This window comes from Staphylococcus sp. FSL W8-1268 (assembly GCF_038003965.1).
Lineage (GTDB): Bacteria > Bacillota > Bacilli > Staphylococcales > Staphylococcaceae > Staphylococcus > Staphylococcus hominis.
In genome coordinates, this window is the sequence record NZ_JBBOQE010000001.1 from 1 (window position 1) to 20,942 (window position 20,942).

Annotated in this window: 16 protein-coding genes, 1 riboswitch and 1 other annotated feature; of the genes, 15 read left to right on the top strand and 1 reads right to left on the bottom strand. The window is 34.3% G+C overall.

Annotated features, from left to right (window positions below; translation table 11 throughout):
- The 6 genes from dnaA to gyrA form a co-directional block, all read left to right on the top strand.
- A partial coding sequence (dnaA, locus tag NST64_RS00005) for a chromosomal replication initiator protein DnaA (RefSeq protein ID WP_002447945.1) occupies window positions 1–1,353 on the top strand: 1,353 nt, incomplete at its 5' end.
- A gap of 289 nt (window positions 1,354–1,642) precedes the next feature.
- Complete coding sequence (gene dnaN / locus NST64_RS00010) at window positions 1,643–2,776, top strand: DNA polymerase III subunit beta (RefSeq protein ID WP_107632234.1); 1,134 nt, start codon at window positions 1,643–1,645, stop codon at window positions 2,774–2,776.
- 359 nt (window positions 2,777–3,135) lie between these two features.
- Window positions 3,136–3,378, top strand: a complete 243-nt coding sequence (gene yaaA, locus NST64_RS00015) for a S4 domain-containing protein YaaA (protein ID WP_172457903.1) — start codon at window positions 3,136–3,138, stop codon at window positions 3,376–3,378.
- Entirely contained in the window at window positions 3,375–4,490 is a 1,116-nt protein-coding gene (gene recF, locus NST64_RS00020; protein WP_002454554.1) for a DNA replication/repair protein RecF, read from the top strand. Before yaaA ends, recF begins: the two co-directional genes overlap by 4 nt.
- Before the next feature lie 9 nt (window positions 4,491–4,499).
- On the top strand, window positions 4,500–6,434 hold the full coding sequence (gene gyrB, locus NST64_RS00025; protein WP_039983987.1) for a DNA topoisomerase (ATP-hydrolyzing) subunit B: 1,935 nt from the start codon (window positions 4,500–4,502) through the stop codon (window positions 6,432–6,434).
- A gap of 41 nt (window positions 6,435–6,475) precedes the next feature.
- The gene (gene gyrA, locus NST64_RS00030) at window positions 6,476–9,130 is read left to right on the top strand and encodes a DNA gyrase subunit A (RefSeq protein WP_002447991.1); all 2,655 of its coding nucleotides are present in this window, start codon (window positions 6,476–6,478) and stop codon (window positions 9,128–9,130) included.
- A 48-nt stretch (window positions 9,131–9,178) separates the two neighbouring features.
- Here the strand turns inward: gyrA and NST64_RS00035 are convergent, their stop codons facing one another.
- Complete coding sequence (locus tag NST64_RS00035; RefSeq protein ID WP_002488487.1) at window positions 9,179–9,991, bottom strand: NAD(P)H-hydrate dehydratase; 813 nt, start codon at window positions 9,989–9,991, stop codon at window positions 9,179–9,181.
- A gap of 269 nt (window positions 9,992–10,260) precedes the next feature.
- Window positions 10,261–10,464 (top strand) — a binding site (T-box leader).
- A 75-nt stretch (window positions 10,465–10,539) separates the two neighbouring features.
- On the opposite strand from NST64_RS00035, the gene serS reads away from it, so the two are divergent.
- From serS to NST64_RS00080, 9 genes are all read left to right on the top strand, one after another.
- A complete protein-coding gene (gene serS / locus NST64_RS00040; protein ID WP_002449409.1) occupies window positions 10,540–11,823 on the top strand; it encodes a serine--tRNA ligase in 1,284 nt (427 codons plus the stop codon).
- 288 nt (window positions 11,824–12,111) lie between these two features.
- The gene (locus tag NST64_RS00045) at window positions 12,112–12,807 is read left to right on the top strand and encodes an AzlC family ABC transporter permease (RefSeq protein ID WP_049418820.1); all 696 of its coding nucleotides are present in this window, start codon (window positions 12,112–12,114) and stop codon (window positions 12,805–12,807) included.
- Window positions 12,804–13,133, top strand: coding sequence for an AzlD domain-containing protein (locus NST64_RS00050; RefSeq protein ID WP_049418822.1), 330 nt, complete (start codon window positions 12,804–12,806; stop codon window positions 13,131–13,133). The genes NST64_RS00045 and NST64_RS00050 overlap by 4 nt, the downstream gene beginning before the upstream one ends.
- An 85-nt stretch (window positions 13,134–13,218) precedes the next feature.
- A riboswitch (SAM riboswitch) is annotated at window positions 13,219–13,320 on the top strand.
- A 71-nt stretch (window positions 13,321–13,391) separates the two neighbouring features.
- Window positions 13,392–14,360, top strand: a complete 969-nt coding sequence (metX, locus tag NST64_RS00055; protein ID WP_340731007.1) for a homoserine O-acetyltransferase MetX — start codon at window positions 13,392–13,394, stop codon at window positions 14,358–14,360.
- Window positions 14,361–14,449: 89 nt separating this feature from the next.
- Window positions 14,450–15,361 (top strand): YybS family protein, encoded by a 912-nt coding sequence (locus NST64_RS00060; RefSeq protein WP_049418828.1) that lies wholly within the window; start codon window positions 14,450–14,452, stop codon window positions 15,359–15,361.
- A 27-nt stretch (window positions 15,362–15,388) separates the two neighbouring features.
- Window positions 15,389–17,356, top strand: coding sequence for a DHH family phosphoesterase (locus tag NST64_RS00065; RefSeq protein ID WP_049418829.1), 1,968 nt, complete (start codon window positions 15,389–15,391; stop codon window positions 17,354–17,356).
- Window positions 17,353–17,799 carry a 50S ribosomal protein L9 gene (rplI, locus tag NST64_RS00070; RefSeq protein WP_002488452.1) on the top strand — a complete coding sequence of 149 codons (447 nt, stop codon included), beginning with the start codon at window positions 17,353–17,355 and terminating at the stop codon, window positions 17,797–17,799. Before NST64_RS00065 ends, rplI begins: the two co-directional genes overlap by 4 nt.
- Window positions 17,800–17,910: 111 nt before the next feature.
- A complete protein-coding gene (dnaB, locus tag NST64_RS00075) occupies window positions 17,911–19,311 on the top strand; it encodes a replicative DNA helicase (RefSeq protein WP_002449507.1) in 1,401 nt (466 codons plus the stop codon).
- Between the two features lie 280 nt (window positions 19,312–19,591).
- Window positions 19,592–20,875 (top strand): adenylosuccinate synthase, encoded by a 1,284-nt coding sequence (locus NST64_RS00080; RefSeq protein WP_049335768.1) that lies wholly within the window; start codon window positions 19,592–19,594, stop codon window positions 20,873–20,875.
- Window positions 20,876–20,942 lie beyond the last annotated feature (67 nt).

The window sequence follows — 20,942 nt, forward strand, 5'->3', positions numbered from 1 at the left end:
ATGTCGGAACAAGAAATTTGGAAAAAGGTATTAGAAGTAGCTGAGTCAGAGATTTCGAAAACAACGTTTAATACGTTTTTAAAAGACACTGAACTTAAAGAAATTCGCGACAATGTTGCTTACATCTTTGTTATTCATGAGTTTTACGCTGATTGGTTAAACTCAAATTATAAAGATGTAATTCAAACAATTATGAAAGACATCATTGGTTATGAAGTTGATCCAAAATTTTACACTGCTGAACAACTTGCTGAACTTGACGAAACGAGTCGTAAACAATCAAATACTGTAAAAAAAACGTCTGCCATTGATGATAGTCATGATGATATGGATCAATTTAATACGCATAATACGTTTGATACATTTGTGATTGGGCCTGGCAACCGCTTCCCACATGCAGCAAGCTTAGCTGTAGCTGAAGCACCTGCACAAGCTTATAATCCATTATTTATCTATGGCGGCGTAGGATTAGGGAAAACGCATTTAATGCATGCCATTGGTCATCACGTACTAAGTAATAAACCGAATGCCAAAGTGCTGTATACTTCAAGCGAAAAGTTTACAAATGATTTTATTAAATCCATTCGTAACAATGAACCTGAAGCATTTAGAGAAAAATATAGAAATATCGATGTATTATTAATTGATGATATTCAATTCATTCAAAATAAAGAACAAACACAAGAAGAATTTTTCCATACATTTAATGAATTGCATCAAAATAAAAAGCAAATTGTTATTTCAAGTGATCGTCCGCCTAAAGAAATAGCAAAACTTGAAGATCGCTTACGTTCTCGATTTGAATGGGGACTTATTGTTGATATCACACCGCCAGATTATGAAACACGCATGGCCATCTTGCAGAAAAAAATCGAAGAAGAGAACTTAGAAATTCCAGCAGAAGCATTGAATTATATTGCAAATCAAATTCAATCAAATATCCGTGAACTTGAAGGAGCTTTAACACGTTTACTTGCTTATTCAAAATTACAAGGTAAACCGATTACAACAGAACTTGCTGCTGAAGCATTAAAAGATATTATTCAAGTTCCTAAATCTAAAAAAATCTCGATTCAAGATATTCAAAAAGTAGTTGGACATTATTACAATGTACGCATCGAAGATTTTAGCGCTAAGAAAAGAACAAAGTCGATTGCCTATCCAAGACAAATCGCAATGTATCTGTCTAGAGAATTAACTGATTTTTCATTACCAAAAATTGGTGAGGAATTTGGAGGACGCGATCATACTACAGTTATTCACGCACACGAAAAAATTTCGAATGATATTAAGGCGGATTCAATTTTTAAGCAAGAAGTTGAAGATTTAGAAAAGGAAATACGTAAACAGTAATAGGAAATATGAATCTGTTGTATAACAGTGTTGCTAAAATATAACATTCAATATCAAAGATGACTATGTTTCTAAATAATTTTATAAATATAGCAAGGAGTTAGAAAATGTTAAATTGTGGATAATGTGAAAAAGTAATACACATCATTAACAACTTATCCACATGTGCATAACTTTGATATAAAAGGTGTTTCGTTAGATATCCACTAATCCACAAGCCCTACTACTATTACTATGATTTTAAAACCTATATAATTTAAGTATAAACGACTGGAAGGAGTTTAAATTAATAATGGAATTTACAATAAAAAGAGATCACTTTATTACGCAATTGAATGACACATTAAAAGCAATCTCACCAAGAACAACTTTACCAATTTTAACAGGTATCAAAATTGATGCTAAAGATAATAACGTTATTTTAACTGGTTCTGACTCAGAAATTTCAATTGAAATCACGATTCCTAAACAAGTAGATGGAGAAGATATTGTTGACATTACTGAAACGGGATCAGTGGTTCTTCCTGGTCGTTTCTTTGTCGACATCATTAAAAAATTACCAGGCAAAGATGTTAAATTATCAACAAATGAACAGTTCCAAACGCTTATCACATCAGGGCATTCAGAATTTAATTTAAGTGGTTTAGATCCTGAACAATATCCATTGTTACCACAAGTATCACGTGATGATGCCATTCAATTATCTGTAAAAGTACTTAAAAACATCATTGCGCAAACAAACTTTGCAGTGTCCACCTCAGAAACACGCCCAGTTTTAACTGGTGTGAACTGGCTTATACAAGATAATGAATTAATATGCACTGCTACTGATTCACATCGTTTGGCTGTAAGAAAATTAAAGCTTGAAGATGAATCGGAAAACAAAAATGTTATTATCCCAGGTAAAGCATTATCTGAATTAAATAAAATTATGAGTGATAACGATGAAGACATCGATATCTTCTTTGCCTCTAATCAAGTATTGTTCAAGGTCGGTAACGTGAACTTTATTTCACGTTTATTAGAAGGTCACTATCCTGATACAACACGTCTTTTCCCTGAAAACTATGAAATCAAATTAGGATTAGATAACGGTGAATTCTATCATGCGATAGATCGTGCGTCATTACTTGCACGTGAAGGTGGAAATAACGTAATTAAATTAAGTACTGGAAATGAGGTTATAGAATTATCATCTACATCACCAGAAATCGGTACAGTAAAAGAAGAAGTTACAGCAACTGATGTTGAAGGTGGCAATTTGAAAATTTCATTCAACTCAAAATATATGATGGACGCATTAAAAGCAATTGATAATGAGGAAGTTGAAGTAGAATTCTTTGGTACGATGAAACCATTTATCTTAAAACCAAAAGCAGATGATTCAGTCACTCAACTCATTTTACCAATCAGAACATATTAGTGATTAAAGAGTAATTAAAAAGTTAAAGTAGGACAGAGTTCTTATTGAATTACTGTTCTACTTTTTTATTGATTAAAACAGTTATTTTAAACTATCTCAGAAGTTCATAGTGAAGCTAAATTAAGTAAAACGTGGTTTTTATCCACAACTCATTATATTCGCTAAAATAGGCCTTAAAATTAAAAATTGAGATATTATCTCTGATTACTTTTGTCATAATTTCAAAAAATGATCTATTTTTTACATAACAAATTAAAATAACAAAAACTTATTTAAAAGTAAACGGTTTCACACTTCATTTTAAATGAAATTTATTCCTAAAAAAGGTATAATATAGTAATGATATATAAAGAAATGGAGTGATTATTTTGGTTCAAGAAGTAACAGTTGAAGGCGAGATTACGTTAGGTCAATTTCTTAAAACAGAAGGGATCATTGAATCAGGTGGACAAGCAAAATGGTTCTTACAAGATTACGACGTTTTATTAAATGGCGAACGTGAAACACGTCGTGGAAAAAAGTTAGCTGACCAAGATCGTATCGACTTCCCTGATATTCCAGATATCGATTCATTTATTATTATTCATCAAGGTGAGCAATGAAACTTAAAACACTCCAATTAGAAAACTATCGCAATTATGAAGCGGTTACGTTAAATTGTCATCCTGAAGTGAATATTCTTATTGGAGAAAATGCACAGGGAAAGACAAATTTACTTGAATCAATTTACGTCCTTGCTTTAGCTAAAAGTCACCGAACCTCCAATGACAAGGAACTTATACGGTTTAACTCTGAGTATGCTAAAATAGAGGGTGAGCTAAGTTATAGACATGGAACCATGCCATTAACGATGTATATAACTAAAAAAGGTAAACAAGTTAAAGTGAACCACTTGGAACAAAGTCGACTCACACAGTATGTTGGACATCTAAATGTGGTTCTTTTTGCACCTGAAGACTTAAATATTGTTAAAGGTTCTCCTCAAATTAGAAGACGATTTATAGATATGGAATTAGGGCAAATTTCGGCAGTATATCTCAACGATTTAGCTCAATATCAACGTATTCTCAAACAAAAAAATAATTATCTTAAGCAGTTACAACTTGGTCAAAAAACAGATAAAACGATGCTAGAAGTTTTAAATCAACAATTTGCACAATACGCACTTAATGTCACTTTAAGACGTGAGCAATTTATTGAAGAATTAGAAGCTTTAGCGCAACCTATCCACGCTGGTATTACGAACCAACGTGAAACATTATCTCTAACATATTTACCAAGTATTAAACTTAGCGATACAAGTAAAAATAAGAGTGAATTATTAGATGAAGTTATCACGTTATTGAATGAATATCAACAACGTGAAATGGATAGAGCAGTATGTTTATATGGTCCACATAGAGATGACTTAGGATTTAATGTGAATGACATGGATGCCCAAACATATGGATCTCAAGGTCAACAAAGAACAACCGCTTTATCAATTAAACTAGCAGAAATAGAATTAATGAACATTGAAGTCGGAGAATATCCGATTTTATTATTAGATGATGTCTTAAGTGAACTTGATGATTCTCGTCAGACGCATTTACTCAGTACAATTCAACATAAAGTACAAACATTCGTAACAACTACATCGGTAGACGGTATTGATCATGAAATCATGAATAATGCGAAACTTTACCGAATTAATCAAGGTGAAATTATTAAGTAATAGAAAGTGATGGTGAATACATTGTCAGATGTAAACAACACAGATAATTATGGTGCTGGACAAATACAGGTATTAGAAGGACTTGAAGCGGTACGTAAACGTCCTGGTATGTATATTGGCTCAACTTCAGAAAGAGGTTTGCATCATTTGGTATGGGAAATCGTTGATAACAGTATTGACGAAGCGCTAGCTGGATATGCGAATCAAATTGAAGTAGTGATTGAGAATGACAACTGGATTAAAGTGACTGACAATGGTCGTGGTATTCCTGTAGATATTCAAGAAAAAATGGGACGTCCCGCAGTAGAAGTTATTCTTACTGTGCTTCATGCTGGAGGTAAATTCGGTGGTGGCGGATACAAAGTATCTGGCGGACTACATGGTGTAGGTTCATCTGTAGTAAATGCGTTATCACAAGATTTAGAAGTGTATGTACACCGTAATGAAACAATTTATCATCAAGCATACAAAAAAGGCGTGCCTCAATTTGATCTTAAAGAAGTAGGTAGTACGGACAAAACAGGTACAGTGATTCGCTTTAAAGCAGATAGTGAAATCTTTTCAGAAACAACAGTTTATAATTATGAAACACTTCAAAAACGTATTAGAGAATTAGCATTCTTAAATAAAGGTATTTCAATTACACTAAGAGACGAACGTGAAGATAAAGAACAACGTGAAGACACGTATCATTATGAAGGTGGTATTAAATCTTACGTTGAATTACTGAACGAAAATAAAGAACCTATTCATGACGAACCTATTTATATTCATCAGTCAAAAGATGATATCGAAGTAGAAATTGCAATACAATACAATAGCGGTTATGCTACAAACTTATTATCTTATGCGAATAATATCCACACATATGAAGGTGGTACACATGAAGATGGTTTTAAACGTGCACTTACACGTGTCTTAAATAGTTATGGAACTCAAAGTAAGATTATTAAAGATGATAAAGAACGTCTTTCAGGTGAAGATACACGTGAAGGTTTAACAGCAGTCGTCTCTGTAAAACATGGTAATCCACAATTCGAAGGTCAAACGAAGACGAAATTAGGTAACTCTGAAGTACGTCAAATCGTTGATCGATTATTTTCAGAACACTTTGAACGCTTTTTATATGAGAATCCAAATGTTGCAAGAATCATTGTTGAAAAAGGAATCATGGCGTCAAGAGCACGTGTAGCAGCTAAAAAAGCGCGTGAAGTGACACGACGTAAATCAGCATTAGAAATTTCAAGTTTACCGGGTAAACTGGCAGACTGTTCAAGTAAAAATCCTGACGAAAGTGAAATCTTCTTAGTTGAGGGTGACTCTGCCGGGGGGTCTACAAAAGAAGGTCGTGACTCAAAAACACAAGCTATTTTACCGTTGAGAGGTAAAATATTAAATGTGGAAAAAGCACGTTTAGATCGTATTTTAAATAACAATGAAATCCGTCAAATGATTACAGCATTTGGTACAGGCATAGGTGGCGAGTTTGATATTTCTAAAGCTCGTTATCATAAGATTGTTATCATGACAGATGCTGATGTAGATGGTGCGCATATTCGTACATTATTACTTACATTCTTCTACAGATTTATGCGTCCATTAATTGAGGCTGGGTATGTATACATCGCTCAACCACCATTGTATAAGCTAACACAAGGTAAACAAAAATATTACGTCTTTAACGATCGTGAATTGGATAAATTAAAAGCTGAACTAAATCCTACTCCAAAATGGCAAATTTCTCGTTACAAAGGTTTAGGTGAAATGAATGCCGATCAATTGTGGGAAACAACAATGAACCCTGAAAATCGTATGATGTTACAAGTAAAACTTGAAGATGCAGTAGAAGCGGATCAAACATTTGAAATGTTAATGGGTGACGTTGTTGAAAATCGTAGACAATTTATCGAAGATAATGCAGTTTATGCTAATTTAGATTTCTAATTTAACTTAATGTGAACTGACTATAAAAGGAGGATATCTTGATGGCTGATTCTCTACCACAATCAAGAATTAATGAAAGAAATATAACCAATGAAATGCGCGAATCATTTTTAGACTATGCGATGAGCGTTATCGTTTCACGTGCATTACCAGATGTACGTGATGGTTTAAAACCTGTACATCGTCGTATTTTATATGGTCTAAATGAACAAGGAATGACTCCAGACAAACCTTATAAAAAATCAGCACGTATTGTTGGGGACGTTATGGGGAAATATCATCCACACGGCGACTCTTCAATTTATGATGCTATGGTAAGAATGGCACAAACCTTTAGCTATCGTTATCCTCTTGTTGATGGTCAAGGTAACTTTGGTTCAATGGATGGTGACGGTGCTGCGGCAATGCGTTATACCGAAGCAAAAATGACCAAAATCACATTAGAACTGTTACGTGATATCAATAAAGATACTATTGATTTCTTAGATAACTATGATGGTACAGAAAGAGAGCCCGAAGTCTTACCTTCTCGTTTCCCTAACCTTTTAGTGAATGGCGCTTCAGGTATTGCGGTTGGTATGGCTACAAATATTCCGCCACATAATTTAACAGAAGTCATTGACGGAGTCTTACGTTTAAGTCAAAATCCTGATGTCACAATCTCAGAATTGATGGAAGACATTCAAGGTCCTGATTTTCCAACTTCTGGCTTAATTTTAGGTAAAAGTGGCATTAGACGTGCCTATGAAACTGGTCGTGGATCGATTCAAATGCGAGCACGTGCATCAATAGAAGAACGTGGCGGTGGCCGTCAGCGTATTGTTGTGACTGAAATTCCATATCAAGTGAATAAAGCAAGAATGATTGAGAAAATTGCAGAATTAGCGCGTGAGAAAAGAATTGAAGGTATCACAGATCTTCGTGACGAAACAAGTTTACGTACAGGGGTAAGAGTGGTTATTGATGTACGTAAAGATGCCAATGCAAATGTTATTTTAAATAATTTATATAAACATACGCCATTACAAACGTCATTTGGTGTAAATATGATTGCCCTTGTGAATGGTCGACCTAAATTAATTAACTTAAAAGAAGCGCTTGTTGAATATTTAGAACATCAAAAAACAGTTGTACGTCGTCGTACAGAATACAATTTGAAAAAAGCGAAAGATCGTGCACATATCTTAGAAGGTTTAAGAATTGCGCTTGATCATATTGATGAAATTATTTCTATTATTCGTGAGTCTGACACAGATAAAGTGGCGATGGAAACATTGCAAGAACGTTTTAAATTGTCTGAACGTCAAGCTCAAGCCATTTTAGATATGCGTTTACGTCGTTTAACTGGGTTAGAGCGCGATAAAATTGAAAATGAGTATAATGAATTATTAAGTTATATTGCAGAATTAGAAGAGATCTTAGCAAATGAAGAGGTATTACTTCAACTGGTTCGTGATGAACTTACAGAAATTAAAGAACGTTTCGGTGATGAACGTCGTACTGAAATTCAATTGGGCGGTTTAGATCACTTAGAAGATGAAGACTTAATCCCTGAAGAACAAATCGTCATCACTTTAAGTCATAACAACTATATTAAACGTTTACCTGTATCTACATATCGTTCACAAAACAGAGGTGGACGAGGTGTACAAGGGATGAATACCTTAGAAGAAGACTTTGTCAGTCAACTTGTAACATTAAGTACACATGATAATGTTTTATTCTTTACGAATAAAGGCCGTGTTTATAAGTTGAAAGGATACGAAGTACCTGAATTATCTCGTCAATCTAAAGGTATTCCAGTCATTAATGCGATTGAGCTTGAAAATGATGAAGTGATTAGTACGATGATTGCTGTAAGAGATTTAGAAGATGAGAACAGTTTCTTAGTCTTTGCTACTAAAAAAGGTATTGTTAAACGTTCTGCATTAAGTAACTTCTCTCATATTAATAAGAATGGTAAAATTGCGATTGGCTTTAAAGAAGATGATGAATTGATCGCAGTTCGTCTTACTGATGGTAAACAAGATATTTTACTTGGTACAGCACATGCCTCATTAATTCGATTCCCTGAAAATAGTTTACGTCCACTAGGTCGTACCGCTTCAGGTGTGAGAGGTATTTCTCTAAGAGAAAATGACGTAGTCGTAGGTTTAGACGTAGCCTATGCTGAAAGTGAAGATGAAGTTCTAGTTGTTACTGAAAAAGGTTATGGTAAACGAACACCTGTAAGTGAATATCGTTTATCTAATCGTGGCGGTAAAGGTATAAAAACAGCTAAAATTACAGAACGTAATGGTAATGTTGTATGTATTACAACGGTAAGCGGTCAAGAAGATTTAATGATTGTGACGGATGGTGGCATTATTATTCGTCTACAAGTTGAAGATATTTCTCAAAATGGCCGTGCTACACAAGGCGTGCGATTAATGAAATTAGGCGATAATCAAGCCGTATCAACCGTTGCGAAAGTTATTGATAAAACTGAAGATGAAGCTGCAACGGAAGCGGCTCAACAAACAGAACATGCAAGTGCCCAAACTACAGAAAGTGCAAATGAACAAGTGATAGATGATACGACACCTGGTAACGCTTTGCATACTGAATCTGATGAAGATGATGAACGCACTGAAGTAAGACAAGATTTCATGGATCGTGTAAATGAAGATATTGAGAATGATTCAGATCAGAATTAAATATAAAAATAAGACTTCCCATATATAGGGAAGTCTTATTTTTATTATTTATCGTTCTAATTCTTTCATTACATAAGGAATTTGATTAATTAATTTTGAAGGGGGCACGACGTACATTTTTTCAGAAAGTTTTTCACCAATATAACTGTGAATATAAGTTGCGCTCGTAACGGCATCTTGTAAGCTATCAAATTGACCTACAAAACTTGTAATCATACCAGCTAATGTATCACCCATACCACCTGTAGCCATTGCAGGTGTGCCAATTGGTAATTTGTATTCTTTATCTTTAAAGAAGATTTCTGTACCGTGTTTTTTTAGTACTACAGTAGCGCCTAATTTATCCACAGCTTCTCTATTTCTTTCATACGTTTGTTCTTCAATAGGAATACCACTTAGACGTTCCCATTCTTTTTGATGGGGTGTAAAGATAACACGACATGTAGGAATATCAGGTTTAAGTTTACAAAATATTGTAATTGCATCACCATCTACAATTAAGTTTTGATGAGGTTGAATATTTTGTAGTAAGAAAGTAATCGCATTATTTCCTTTGAAATCAACGCCAAGACCTGGTCCAATTAAAATACTATCTGTATTCTCAATCATTTTTGTTAACATTTTAGTATCATTAATATCTATTACCATTGCTTCAGGACAACGTGAATGAATGGCTGCATGATTAGTAGGATGTGTGGCTACAGTAATTAAACCACTTCCACTAAAAAGACATGCACGGGCAGCTAACATGATTGCTCCGCCTAAATTTGCACTACCACCAATTAAAAGAATTTTTCCATAATCACCTTTATGCGTTTCGTCATTACGTTTAGGAATTGTCACATTAGTTAATGTTTCCATATGATGAATCCTCCCTATTTAGATTCGAAAGTCATAACTTCTATATATTAAATCAATGAAATGATGAGTTATTAAGACAAGCGAAAATATCATGTGCGTTTTAAGTACAATAGAAAATATTATACCTGCTTAAGCGTTTCGTCAACACTATTTTAAATAAATTTATAAATGCTAAAATTGATAGATATTAACGTATATAGTTTGTTATATTTGGAAAAGGTAACTGCTTGAAAATTATATATGACTTTGCTATATTAAAATTAAGTTAATAAAGTATTGTTCGTAGGCTAAGTAACATAAGGGTATTAATTTCAGAGAGCTTGTGGTGAGTGTAAACAAGTAATTAATTTTTATGCGAATCTACCTACTTATATTGAACAATCGGTTTTAACCGTTATCGATAGTGGAGTGCAATTTAGTTTATTTAATTAAATTGTTAAATAGGGTGGCAACGCGTAGACCACGTCCCTTGTATGGGGATGTGGTCTTTTTTTATTTTAAATCGCTATGGTCACTCAATATAAATTTTTTGGAAGGATGAATATTATATGTTAGACATCAAGCAATTCAGAGACGAAACGGACAAAGTTAAGAGTAAAATTGAATTACGAGGAGATGATTCAAAGGTTGTTGATGAAGTATTAGAATTAGATAATCAACGTCGTGATTTAATTGGTAAAACAGAAGAAATGAAAGCACGTCGTAACAAAGTCAGTGATCAAATCGCTGAAAAAAAACGTAACAAAGAAGATGCTGATGACGTCATTAAAGAAATGCGTGAATTAGGCGATGAAATTAAAGAAAATGATGCAAAATTAAATGAAGTAGATAATAAAATTCGTGATATCTTAATTCGTATTCCAAACTTAATTGCAGATGACGTACCACAAGGTGCTGACGACACTGAAAATGTTGAATTAAAAAAATGGGGCACACCTCGTGAATTTGATTTTGAACCAAAAGCACACTGGGATTTAGTAGAAGAATTAAAAATGGCTGATTTCGAACGTGCTGCAAAAGTATCAGGTGCGCGCTTCGTTTATTTAACTAAAGACGGTGCTTTATTAGAACGTGCATTAATGAACTATATGTTAACAAAACATACAACACAACATGGTTATACAGAAATGATGACACCTCAATTGGTAAATGCAGATACAATGTTTGGTACAGGCCAATTACCTAAATTTGAAGAAGATTTATTCAAAGTTGAAAAAGAAGGCTTATATACAATTCCAACTGCAGAAGTGCCATTAACAAACTTCTATAGAAATGAAATTATCCAACCGGATGTGTTACCAGAAAAATTCACTGGTCAAACTGCATGTTTCCGTAGTGAAGCGGGATCAGCTGGTAGAGATACAAGAGGTTTAATTCGTTTACATCAATTCGATAAAGTTGAAATGGTGCGTTTTGAAAAACCTGAAGATTCTTGGGATGCATTAGAAGATATGACTCAAAATGCCGAAGCAATTTTAGAAGAATTAAAATTACCATATCGTCGCGTGAACTTATGTACTGGAGATATTGGTTTCAGCGCAAGTAAAACATATGACTTAGAAGTATGGTTACCAAGTTACAATGACTACAAAGAAATTAGTTCTTGCTCAAACTGTACTGATTTCCAAGCTCGTCGTGCTAACATTCGTTTCAAACGTGATGCTTCTTCTAAACCAGAATTAGTACACACATTAAATGGTAGTGGACTTGCAGTAGGTCGTACCTTTGCAGCTATCGTAGAAAACTATCAAAACGAAGATGGTTCAATTACAATTCCAGAAGCACTTGTACCATTTATGGGCGGCAAAACAGAAATTCGTCCAGTCAACTAATCATTAAATAGAATTCAACTCATAAAGTGATAGAGTGACGTAGTCCTCTATCGCTTTATTTATTTTTATATTAAAATAAGACTGCCCTGAGAAAGGTAACTTTAAAAAATATCAAAAATTTCTGATATTTTAAAAGTATTGAAGTTTCAATATTTTAAAACATCCTTCTCTCTAACCTCACTCAAACAGACGTCTAAAGATATTGAAGCGCCTCTTAGATTATATTAGACTGAATTTAATTATACTATATAGTCAATTTGAAAATATATATATAAAGGAGGAGCTAACATGACGTCACATGTAACATTTCAACAAGGGGTCCAAGAATGTATTCCAACACTACTAGGATACATCGGTATAGGACTATCATTTGGCATCGTGGCAGCTTCTCAAGATTTTAGTGTTCTAGAAATTCTTCTGTTATGTTTACTGGTTTATGCAGGCGCAGCACAATTTATTATTTGTGCTTTAGTCATTACTGGTACACCTATATCAGCAATCGTGTTAACAACGTTAATTGTGAATTCCCGCTTCTTTTTATTGTCTATGACATTATCACCTAATTATAAAGATTACGGTATATGGAATCGTTTAGCTTTGTCTTCTATTCTTACTGACGAGACATTTGGCGTTGCTATAACACCACACTTAAAAGGGGAAACAATTAATGACCGATGGTTACATGGATTAAATATTACTGCTTATTCATTTTGGGCAATAGCTTGTGTGTTAGGAGCAGTCTTTGGGAAATACATCTCTCATCCTGAAATGTTAGGGTTAGACTTTGCGATTACAGCCATGTTTATTTTCTTGGCTATGGCTCAATTTGAAACGATTACACGTTCCAAAGTAAGTATATATATCGTATTAATTGCGTTCGTTATTGTAATGATGTTCATTTTAAGTTGGTTGATGCCTTCTTATGTGGCCATTCTTGTTACATCAATTTGTGCTGCAACACTTGGGGTGGTGATGGATCGATGACGATAACTGGACATATGCTTTTACTCATCGTTTTATGTGGATTAGTGACATTAATTGTGCGTGTTGTACCATTTTTAATGATTTCACGTATTCAACTGTCAGAAACAGTCATCAAATGGCTGTCGTTTATTCCAATTTCATTATTCACTGCGTTAGTTATTGATAGTTTTATCGTTCAACATAAAGGCATGCAGGGCTTTGAATTAAATATTCCATTCATTGTAGCAACCATTCCTACAGTCATTATCGCAGTTGTGACGCGTAGTCTAACCATTACTATTATTGTAGGTATTGTATTCATTGCAGCGATACGATGGTTCTTTTAATTCATTTATTTACTGCGCATTGAAGTTAACTAGGCAATTGTATTAAAATAAGTTTAAATTAAACCATTCAATCAATATATAGATACTCTTATTTTGAGAAGTAGAGGGAATTGGCCCTATGAAGCTTCAGCAACCGACAAATCATTTGTACGGTGCTACAACCAACGAGATACTCGAATGATAAGTACTAAAGTATTATCGCTTCATACTTTTAAAATTAAGGGTAGAAGCGATTTTTTTATTCTAAGGAGGCATAGCATGACAAATTATACAGTAGATACATTACATTTAGGTGCTTTTACAACGGAATCAGGTGAAACGATTGAGAATCTAAAATTGCGTTATGAGCACGTAGGTTATTCGGGACAACCGCTTGTTGTGGTTTGTCATGCTCTGACTGGGAATCATTTAACTTATGGTACAGATGAACATCCTGGATGGTGGCGCGAAATCATTGATGGTGGTTATATGCCGATATATGATTATCAGTTTCTTACTTTTAATGTTATTGGAAGTCCTTTTGGTTCAAGTTCCCCTTTAAACGATGCTCATTTTCCTAAAACCATAACATTAAGAGATATCGTTAAGGCAATTGAATTGGGAATCAAGGCCCTTGGATTTACTAAAATTGATATTTTAATTGGTGGCAGTTTAGGTGGCATGCAAGTAATGGAATTATTATATAATCATCGATTCGAAGTAGATAAAGCAGTCATCTTAGCAGCTACGGATAAAACCTCTTCATACAGTCGTGCCTTCAATGAAATTGCACGTGAAGCGATTCATATTGGAGGTAAAGAAGGACTTAGTATTGCAAGACAACTTGGATTCTTAACATATCGTTCTTCAAAAAGTTATGACGCGCGTTTCACACCAGATGAAGTAGTCAATTATCAACGTTATCAAGGTAATAAGTTTAAAGAATCCTACGATTTATCGTGTTATTTAACGATGTTGAATGTCTTAGATAGTCATCATCTTGATCGTCAGCGCGATGGTGTGGATGAGGTCTTCCAATCTTTAAATACAAAAGTACTAACTATGGGCTTTACAGATGATTTGTTATATCCAGATGATCAAGTCAGAGCAGTAGGAGAACGTTTTAAATATCATCGTCACTTTTTTGTTCCAGACAACGTAGGCCATGATGGTTTTTTACTTAATTTTAATGACTGGGCGCCTAACTTGTATCATTTTTTAAAAGTTTCGAAATTCAAACGAAAATAATAGATAAGAGAACAGTTAACACATTTGTTTAATTTGAATATAGAAGGTAAAATAGACCTTATAGTCAAAAAAGTATAGGAGTGGCGAATGTGTTTTCAAAAGTACATCCTAAAGCAATGATTGTAGGAACTATCGTGCTTGTAGCAGTTGCTTTAGTTACGTATGTATTGCCAATAATTGGTCTGATTCTATGTTTATTCGCTACCATTCCAGGGATTATCATGTGGCATAAATCAATTGCTACATTTGGAATTGGAGCTTTACTCACTGTAGTCATCACGACCTTATTAGGGAATACCTTTGTATTAAGTGCCATGATTCTAGTTTTATTACTAAGTTTTGTAATTGGCCAATTATTAAAAGAACGTACATCTAAAGAACGCATTTTATATATTACAACAATGTATATAAGTATTGTGACGTTAATTGCATTTATGTTATTACAAGCGTTCAAAAAGATTCCAAATACCGAAGTATTGATTAAACCAGCAAAAGACGCAATGAACAATGCGATTGTAAATTCAGGCGTTGAATCAGATTATAAGATCATCTTAGAAGAAGGATTTCGTCAAATGGCTGTTCAACTTCCAAGTTACATCATTATTATTGTTTTTCTTTTAGTTTTAATTAATATCATTATTACATTTCCAATTTTACGCAAATTCAAAGTAGCAACACCTATGTTTAGACCTTTATTTGCTTGGCAGATGAATCGCACATTATTATGGATTTACATGATTGTGCTAGTATGTGTGATGTTTGCGATGAAACCAAGTATATTCCAAAGTATCGTATTGAATTTCGAAGTTGTGTTATCATTATTAATGTATATCCAAGGATTGAGTTTGATTCATTTCTTTGGAAAGGCCAAACGATTACCTGATGCGGTATCCATATTATTAATGGTCGTGGGGACAGTTATTTCACCCTTTACGCATATCGTATCATTACTTGGCGTACTTGATTTAGGAATTAACTTAAAACGAATGATTAAAAAATGACTTTAAAAAGTGAATAGAGGTGGAAGAATGAACCGTCAATCCACTAAAAAAGCATTGCTTATTCCTTACATTTTGATGGTGCTTACGGCAATTGCAATTGTTATTGTAGGGTTTATATTTAAACCTTTAATGGCAACGTTTACGGCGATTGCTTTAATGATTATGATCATCATTAGTGCGGTATTGATTAAACAAGCATTATCAAAAATGGATAATTATGTGGATAATCTGAGTGGTCATATTTCAGCAGGAAGTAATAAAGCAATTAAACGCATGCCAATTGGTTTAGTTGTGATTGATGCTGACGATCACATCGAATGGATCAACCAATATATGTCTGAACATCTAGAAACGAATGTCATCTCAGAACCAGTCAATGAAGTTTTTCCGAATATTCTTAAGCAACTTGAAAGAGTACAAGAAATAGAAATCGAACATGGTCAGTACCATTATCATGTACGTTATTCTGAAGAAGAGCATTGTTTATATTTCTTCGATATTACAGAAGAGGTACATACAAATGAATTATATGAAGAATCAAAGCCTATTATTGCAACGTTGTTTTTAGATAACTACGATGAAATTACACAAAATATGAATGACACACAACGTTCTGAAATCAACTCAATGGTGACACGTATTATTAGTCGATGGGCAACTGAATATAACATTTATTTTAAACGTTATAGTTCAGATCAATTCGTAGCTTATTTAAACCAAAAAATCTTAGCAGAAATAGAAGATTCTAATTTTGATATTCTAAGTCAGTTACGTGAAAAAAGTGTAGGCTATCGTGCACAATTGACATTAAGTATTGGTGTTGGTGAAGGTACCGAAGATTTAATTGAACTTGGTGAATTATCTCAATCAGGACTTGATTTAGCCTTAGGTCGTGGAGGAGACCAAGTTGCAATTAAAAACATGAATGGTAATGTCCGTTTTTACGGAGGTAAGACTGACCCGATGGAAAAACGAACACGTGTTAGAGCACGTGTTATCTCTCACGCATTGAAAGATATCTTAACTGAAGGCGACAAAGTGATTATTATGGGACATAAACGTCCCGACTTAGATGCGGTTGGCGCAGCTATTGGAGTATCTCGATTTGCGTCAATGAATAATTTAGAAGCATATGTGGTACTTAATGAAGAAGATATCGATCCAACATTAAGTCGTGTGATGGAAGAAATTGATAAAAAACCTGAATTAAAAGAACGATTTGTGACATCTGATGAGGCTTGGGATATGATGACGTCAAAAACAACGGTTGTTGTGGTAGACACACATAAACCTGAAATGGTATTAGATGAAAATATTCTAAATAAAGCGAATCGTAAAGTAGTCATTGATCATCATAGACGTGGAGAAAGCTTTATTTCAAATCCATTACTCGTTTATATGGAACCTTATGCAAGTTCAACTGCAGAACTTGTCACAGAGTTATTAGAATATCAGCCAACAGAACAACGGTTATCACGTTTAGAATCTACAATTATGTATGCAGGTATTATTGTTGATACACGTAATTTTACATTACGAACAGGGTCAAGAACGTTTGATGCGGCAAGTTATTTACGTGCGCATGGTGCGGATACAATTTTAACGCAACAATTCCTTAAAGATGATGTTGATACGTATATTAATCGTTCTGAATTGATACGCACAGTGGAAGTTCAAGATAACGGTGTCGCAATTGCTCACGGTTCTAATGATAAAATCTATCATCCTGTAACAGTTGCACAAGCTGCGGATGAATTGTTAAGTTTAGAAGGCATTGAAGCTTCTTACGTTGTAGCGAAACGTGAAGATAATCTTATTGGTATTTCAGCACGTTCATTAGGCGGTATTAATGTTCAATTAACAATGGAAGCTTTAGGTGGCGGAGGTCACTTAACAAATGCTGCAACGCAAATAAAAGGTGTCACTATAGAAGAAGCAATCGAGCAATTACAACAAGCAATTACTGAACAAATGAGTAGGAGTGAAGATACATGAAAGTAATATTTACACAAGATGTTAAAGGTAAAGGTAAAAAAGGTGAAGTTAAAGACGTGCCAGTAGGTTACGCAAATAACTTTTTATTAAAAAATAAATATGCTGTTGAAGCAACACCAGGTAATTTAAAACAATTAGAACAACAAAATAGACGTGCTGAAGCGGATAGACAACAAGAAATCGATGATGCTAAAGCATTAAAAGCAAAATTAGAAGATATCGAAGTTGAAGTAAGTGCTAAAACTGGTGAAGGCGGTAAATTGTTTGGTTCTATTAGTACAAAACAAATTGCTGACGCATTAAAAAATCAACACGATATTAAAATTGATAAACGTAAAATGGATTTACCACACGGTATTCACGCGTTAGGTTATACTAATGTACCTGTTAAATTAGACAAAGAAGTTGAAGGTACAATTCGTGTACACACTGTAGAAAAATAAAAAATTTGGGACACACATAGGTAGTCCACTCTTTTAAAAACAATTCATAGAAATAGATATAATGTTGCACTAGCATGTCGAAAATTTTAAGATGGATGGGTGTAATGATTGATGGATAATATGTATGATCAAAGACAAATGCCCCATAACAATGAAGCTGAACAGTCTGTCTTAGGTGCAATTATTTTAGATCCAGAATTAATAGGTTCGACTCAGGAGGTATTACTTCCTGAGTCGTTTTATAGAGGTGCACACCAACATATCTTCAGAGCAATGATGAATTTAAACGAAGATGCTCATGAGATTGATGTAGTTACGTTAATGGAACAATTAACGAAAGAAGGTACGTTAAGTGAGGCTGGTGGCCCTCAATATTTAGCTGAATTATCGAATAATGTACCGACGACACGTAATATTGAATACTATAGAAATATAGTTGCTAATCTTGCGCTTAAACGTCGATTAATTCAAACAGCTGATAGCATTGCGAATGATGGGTATAATAATGAGCTTGAATTAGATGCTATTTTAAGTGATGCTGAAAAACGTATTCTTGAACTCTCAGCAAACCGTCAAAGTGATGGATTTAAAGATATTAGAGATGTCTTAGGTCAAGTATATGAGACTGCAGAAGAACTTGACCAAAATAGTGGGCAAACGCCGGGTATTCCTACTGGATACCGCGATTTAGACCAGATGACTGCGGGCTTTAATAGAAATGATTTAATTATTTTAGCAGCCCGTCCTTCTGTAGGTAAGACTGCCTTCGCACTTAATATCGCTCAAAAAGTAGCCACTCATGAAGATAACTATACAGTAGGTATTTTCTCACTTGAAATGGGTGCCGATCAACTTGCGACACGTATGATTTGTAGTTCAGGAAATGTAGATTCTAACCGTTTAAGAACAGGGACAATGACAGAAGAAGACTGGAATCGATTTACGATTGCAGTTGGTAAATTATCGAGAACAAAGATTTTTATTGATGATACACCAGGAATTCGTATTACAGATTTACGATCAAAGTGTCGTCGTCTTAAACAAGAACATGGCCTTGATATGATTGTGATTGACTATTTACAACTTATTCAAGGGAGTGGCTCACGTTTTTCAGATAATAGACAACAAGAAGTTTCTGAAATCTCACGTACGTTAAAAGCCATCGCGCGTGAATTAGAATGTCCCGTTATTGCACTGAGTCAGTTATCTCGTGGCGTAGAACAACGTCAAGATAAACGACCAATGATGAGTGATATTCGTGAATCAGGATCAATTGAGCAAGACGCAGATATTGTTGCGTTCTTGTATCGTGATGATTACTATAATCGAGGCGATGGTGAAGAAGATGACGATAGTACGCAGTTCGAACCTCAATCCAATGACGATAATGGTGAGATTGAAATTATTATTGCTAAACAACGTAATGGCCCTACAGGCACAGTGAAGTTACACTTTATGAAACAATATAATAAATTTACAGACATTGATTATGCACATGCAGACATGTCATAAAAATATTTTTTTACCGTACATTATTATTATTTTTAATATAAATGTACGGTTTTTATTTTATTTTTGAAAAATAAAGTTAAGTGAAGTATGTGTATTAAATATTTGTAAAACTGTCTTGAAATACTGGTAAATTAACAATGTTAAAGGTTTTTTAATAAAATATACATATTGATTTGACTGATGTGAATACTATTTTTAATGTTCGATTTTTATTTGCATTATATAAAACGTATTGATAGAATACTTAGTGGTTAATTGAGAAAACTTTGGAGGTGCTCACATGTCATCAATCGTAGTAGTTGGGACACAATGGGGAGACGAAGGTAAAGGTAAAATTACAGATTTCTTAGCAGAACAAGCAGATGTGATTGCGCGTTTTTCAGGTGGTAATAACGCAGGCCATACCATTCAATTTGGTGGAGAAACATACAAATTACATTTAGTACCATCAGGTATTTTTTATAAAGATAAATTAGCAGTGATTGGTAATGGTGTGGTTGTAGATCCTGTTGCATTATTAAAAGAATTAGACGCTTTAAATGAACGTGGTATTTCTACAGATAATCTACGTATTTCAAACCGTGCGCAAGTCATCTTACCATATCACTTAGCACAAGATGAATATGAAGAACGTCGTCGCGGTGATAATAAAATCGGTACAACGAAAAAAGGTATCGGACCAGCTTACGTAGATAAAGCACAACGTATTGGTATTCGTATGGCTGATCTATTAGAAAAAGATACATTTGAAAGACGTTTAAAAGAAAATATTGAGATTAAGAATGCATATTTCAAAGGAATGTTTAATGAAACATGCCCACACTTTGATGAAATATTCGATGAATACTATGCCGCTGGTCAACGTTTAAAAGAATTCGTTACAGATACAGCTAAAATTTTAGATGACGCTTTCGTAGCTGATGAAAAAGTTTTATTTGAAGGTGCACAAGGAGTTATGTTAGATATCGACCATGGTACATATCCTTTCGTAACGTCAAGTAATCCTGTCGCAGGTAACGTGACAGTAGGAACTGGCGTGGGTCCAACCTTCGTATCTAAAGTGATTGGGGTATGTAAATCCTATACCTCTCGTGTAGGTGATGGCCCATTCCCTACTGAATTATTCGACGAAGATGGTCATCATATTAGAGAAGTAGGTCGTGAATATGGAACGACAACAGGACGTCCTCGTCGTGTAGGTTGGTTTGACTCAGTTGTATTACGTCACTCTCGCCGTGTAAGTGGTATTACAGACTTATCTATTAACTCAATTGACGTGTTAACAGGTTTAGATACAGTTAAAATCTGTACAGCTTATGAGTTAGATGGTGAAACAATCACAGAATATCCAGCAAACTTAGACCAATTACGTCGTTGTAAACCAATTTTCGAAGAGTTACCTGGTTGGACGGAAGACATTACAGGTTGTCGTACATTAGAAGAATTACCTGAAAACGCACGTAAATACTTAGAACGTATTTCTGAATTATGTGGCGTTCATATTTCAATCTTCTCTGTAGGCCCTGACCGTGAGCAAACAAACTTATTAGAAAAATTATGGTAAGAAAAGCGTATAAACATAGAGCAATAACGTGCTAAGAGCGAAAATCGGCTTTTGATTTTAAGATGAG

Excerpts from the sequence above, each read along its gene's own strand:
- NST64_RS00045 (WP_049418820.1), top strand. The coding sequence starts at position 12,112 with ATGACGTCACATGTAACATTTCAACAAGGGGTCCAAGAATGTATTCCA.
- gyrA (WP_002447991.1), top strand. The coding sequence starts at position 6,476 with ATGGCTGATTCTCTACCACAATCAAGAATTAATGAAAGAAATATAACC.
- NST64_RS00050 (WP_049418822.1), top strand. The coding sequence starts at position 12,804 with ATGACGATAACTGGACATATGCTTTTACTCATCGTTTTATGTGGATTA.
- rplI (WP_002488452.1), top strand. The coding sequence starts at position 17,353 with ATGAAAGTAATATTTACACAAGATGTTAAAGGTAAAGGTAAAAAAGGT.
- serS (WP_002449409.1), top strand. The coding sequence starts at position 10,540 with ATGTTAGACATCAAGCAATTCAGAGACGAAACGGACAAAGTTAAGAGT.
- NST64_RS00080 (WP_049335768.1), top strand. The coding sequence starts at position 19,592 with ATGTCATCAATCGTAGTAGTTGGGACACAATGGGGAGACGAAGGTAAA.
- NST64_RS00065 (WP_049418829.1), top strand. The coding sequence starts at position 15,389 with ATGAACCGTCAATCCACTAAAAAAGCATTGCTTATTCCTTACATTTTG.
- NST64_RS00035 (WP_002488487.1), bottom strand. The coding sequence starts at position 9,991 with ATGGAAACATTAACTAATGTGACAATTCCTAAACGTAATGACGAAACG.
- dnaB (WP_002449507.1), top strand. The coding sequence starts at position 17,911 with ATGGATAATATGTATGATCAAAGACAAATGCCCCATAACAATGAAGCT.
- recF (WP_002454554.1), top strand. The coding sequence starts at position 3,375 with ATGAAACTTAAAACACTCCAATTAGAAAACTATCGCAATTATGAAGCG.
- metX (WP_340731007.1), top strand. The coding sequence starts at position 13,392 with ATGACAAATTATACAGTAGATACATTACATTTAGGTGCTTTTACAACG.
- gyrB (WP_039983987.1), top strand. The coding sequence starts at position 4,500 with ATGGTGAATACATTGTCAGATGTAAACAACACAGATAATTATGGTGCT.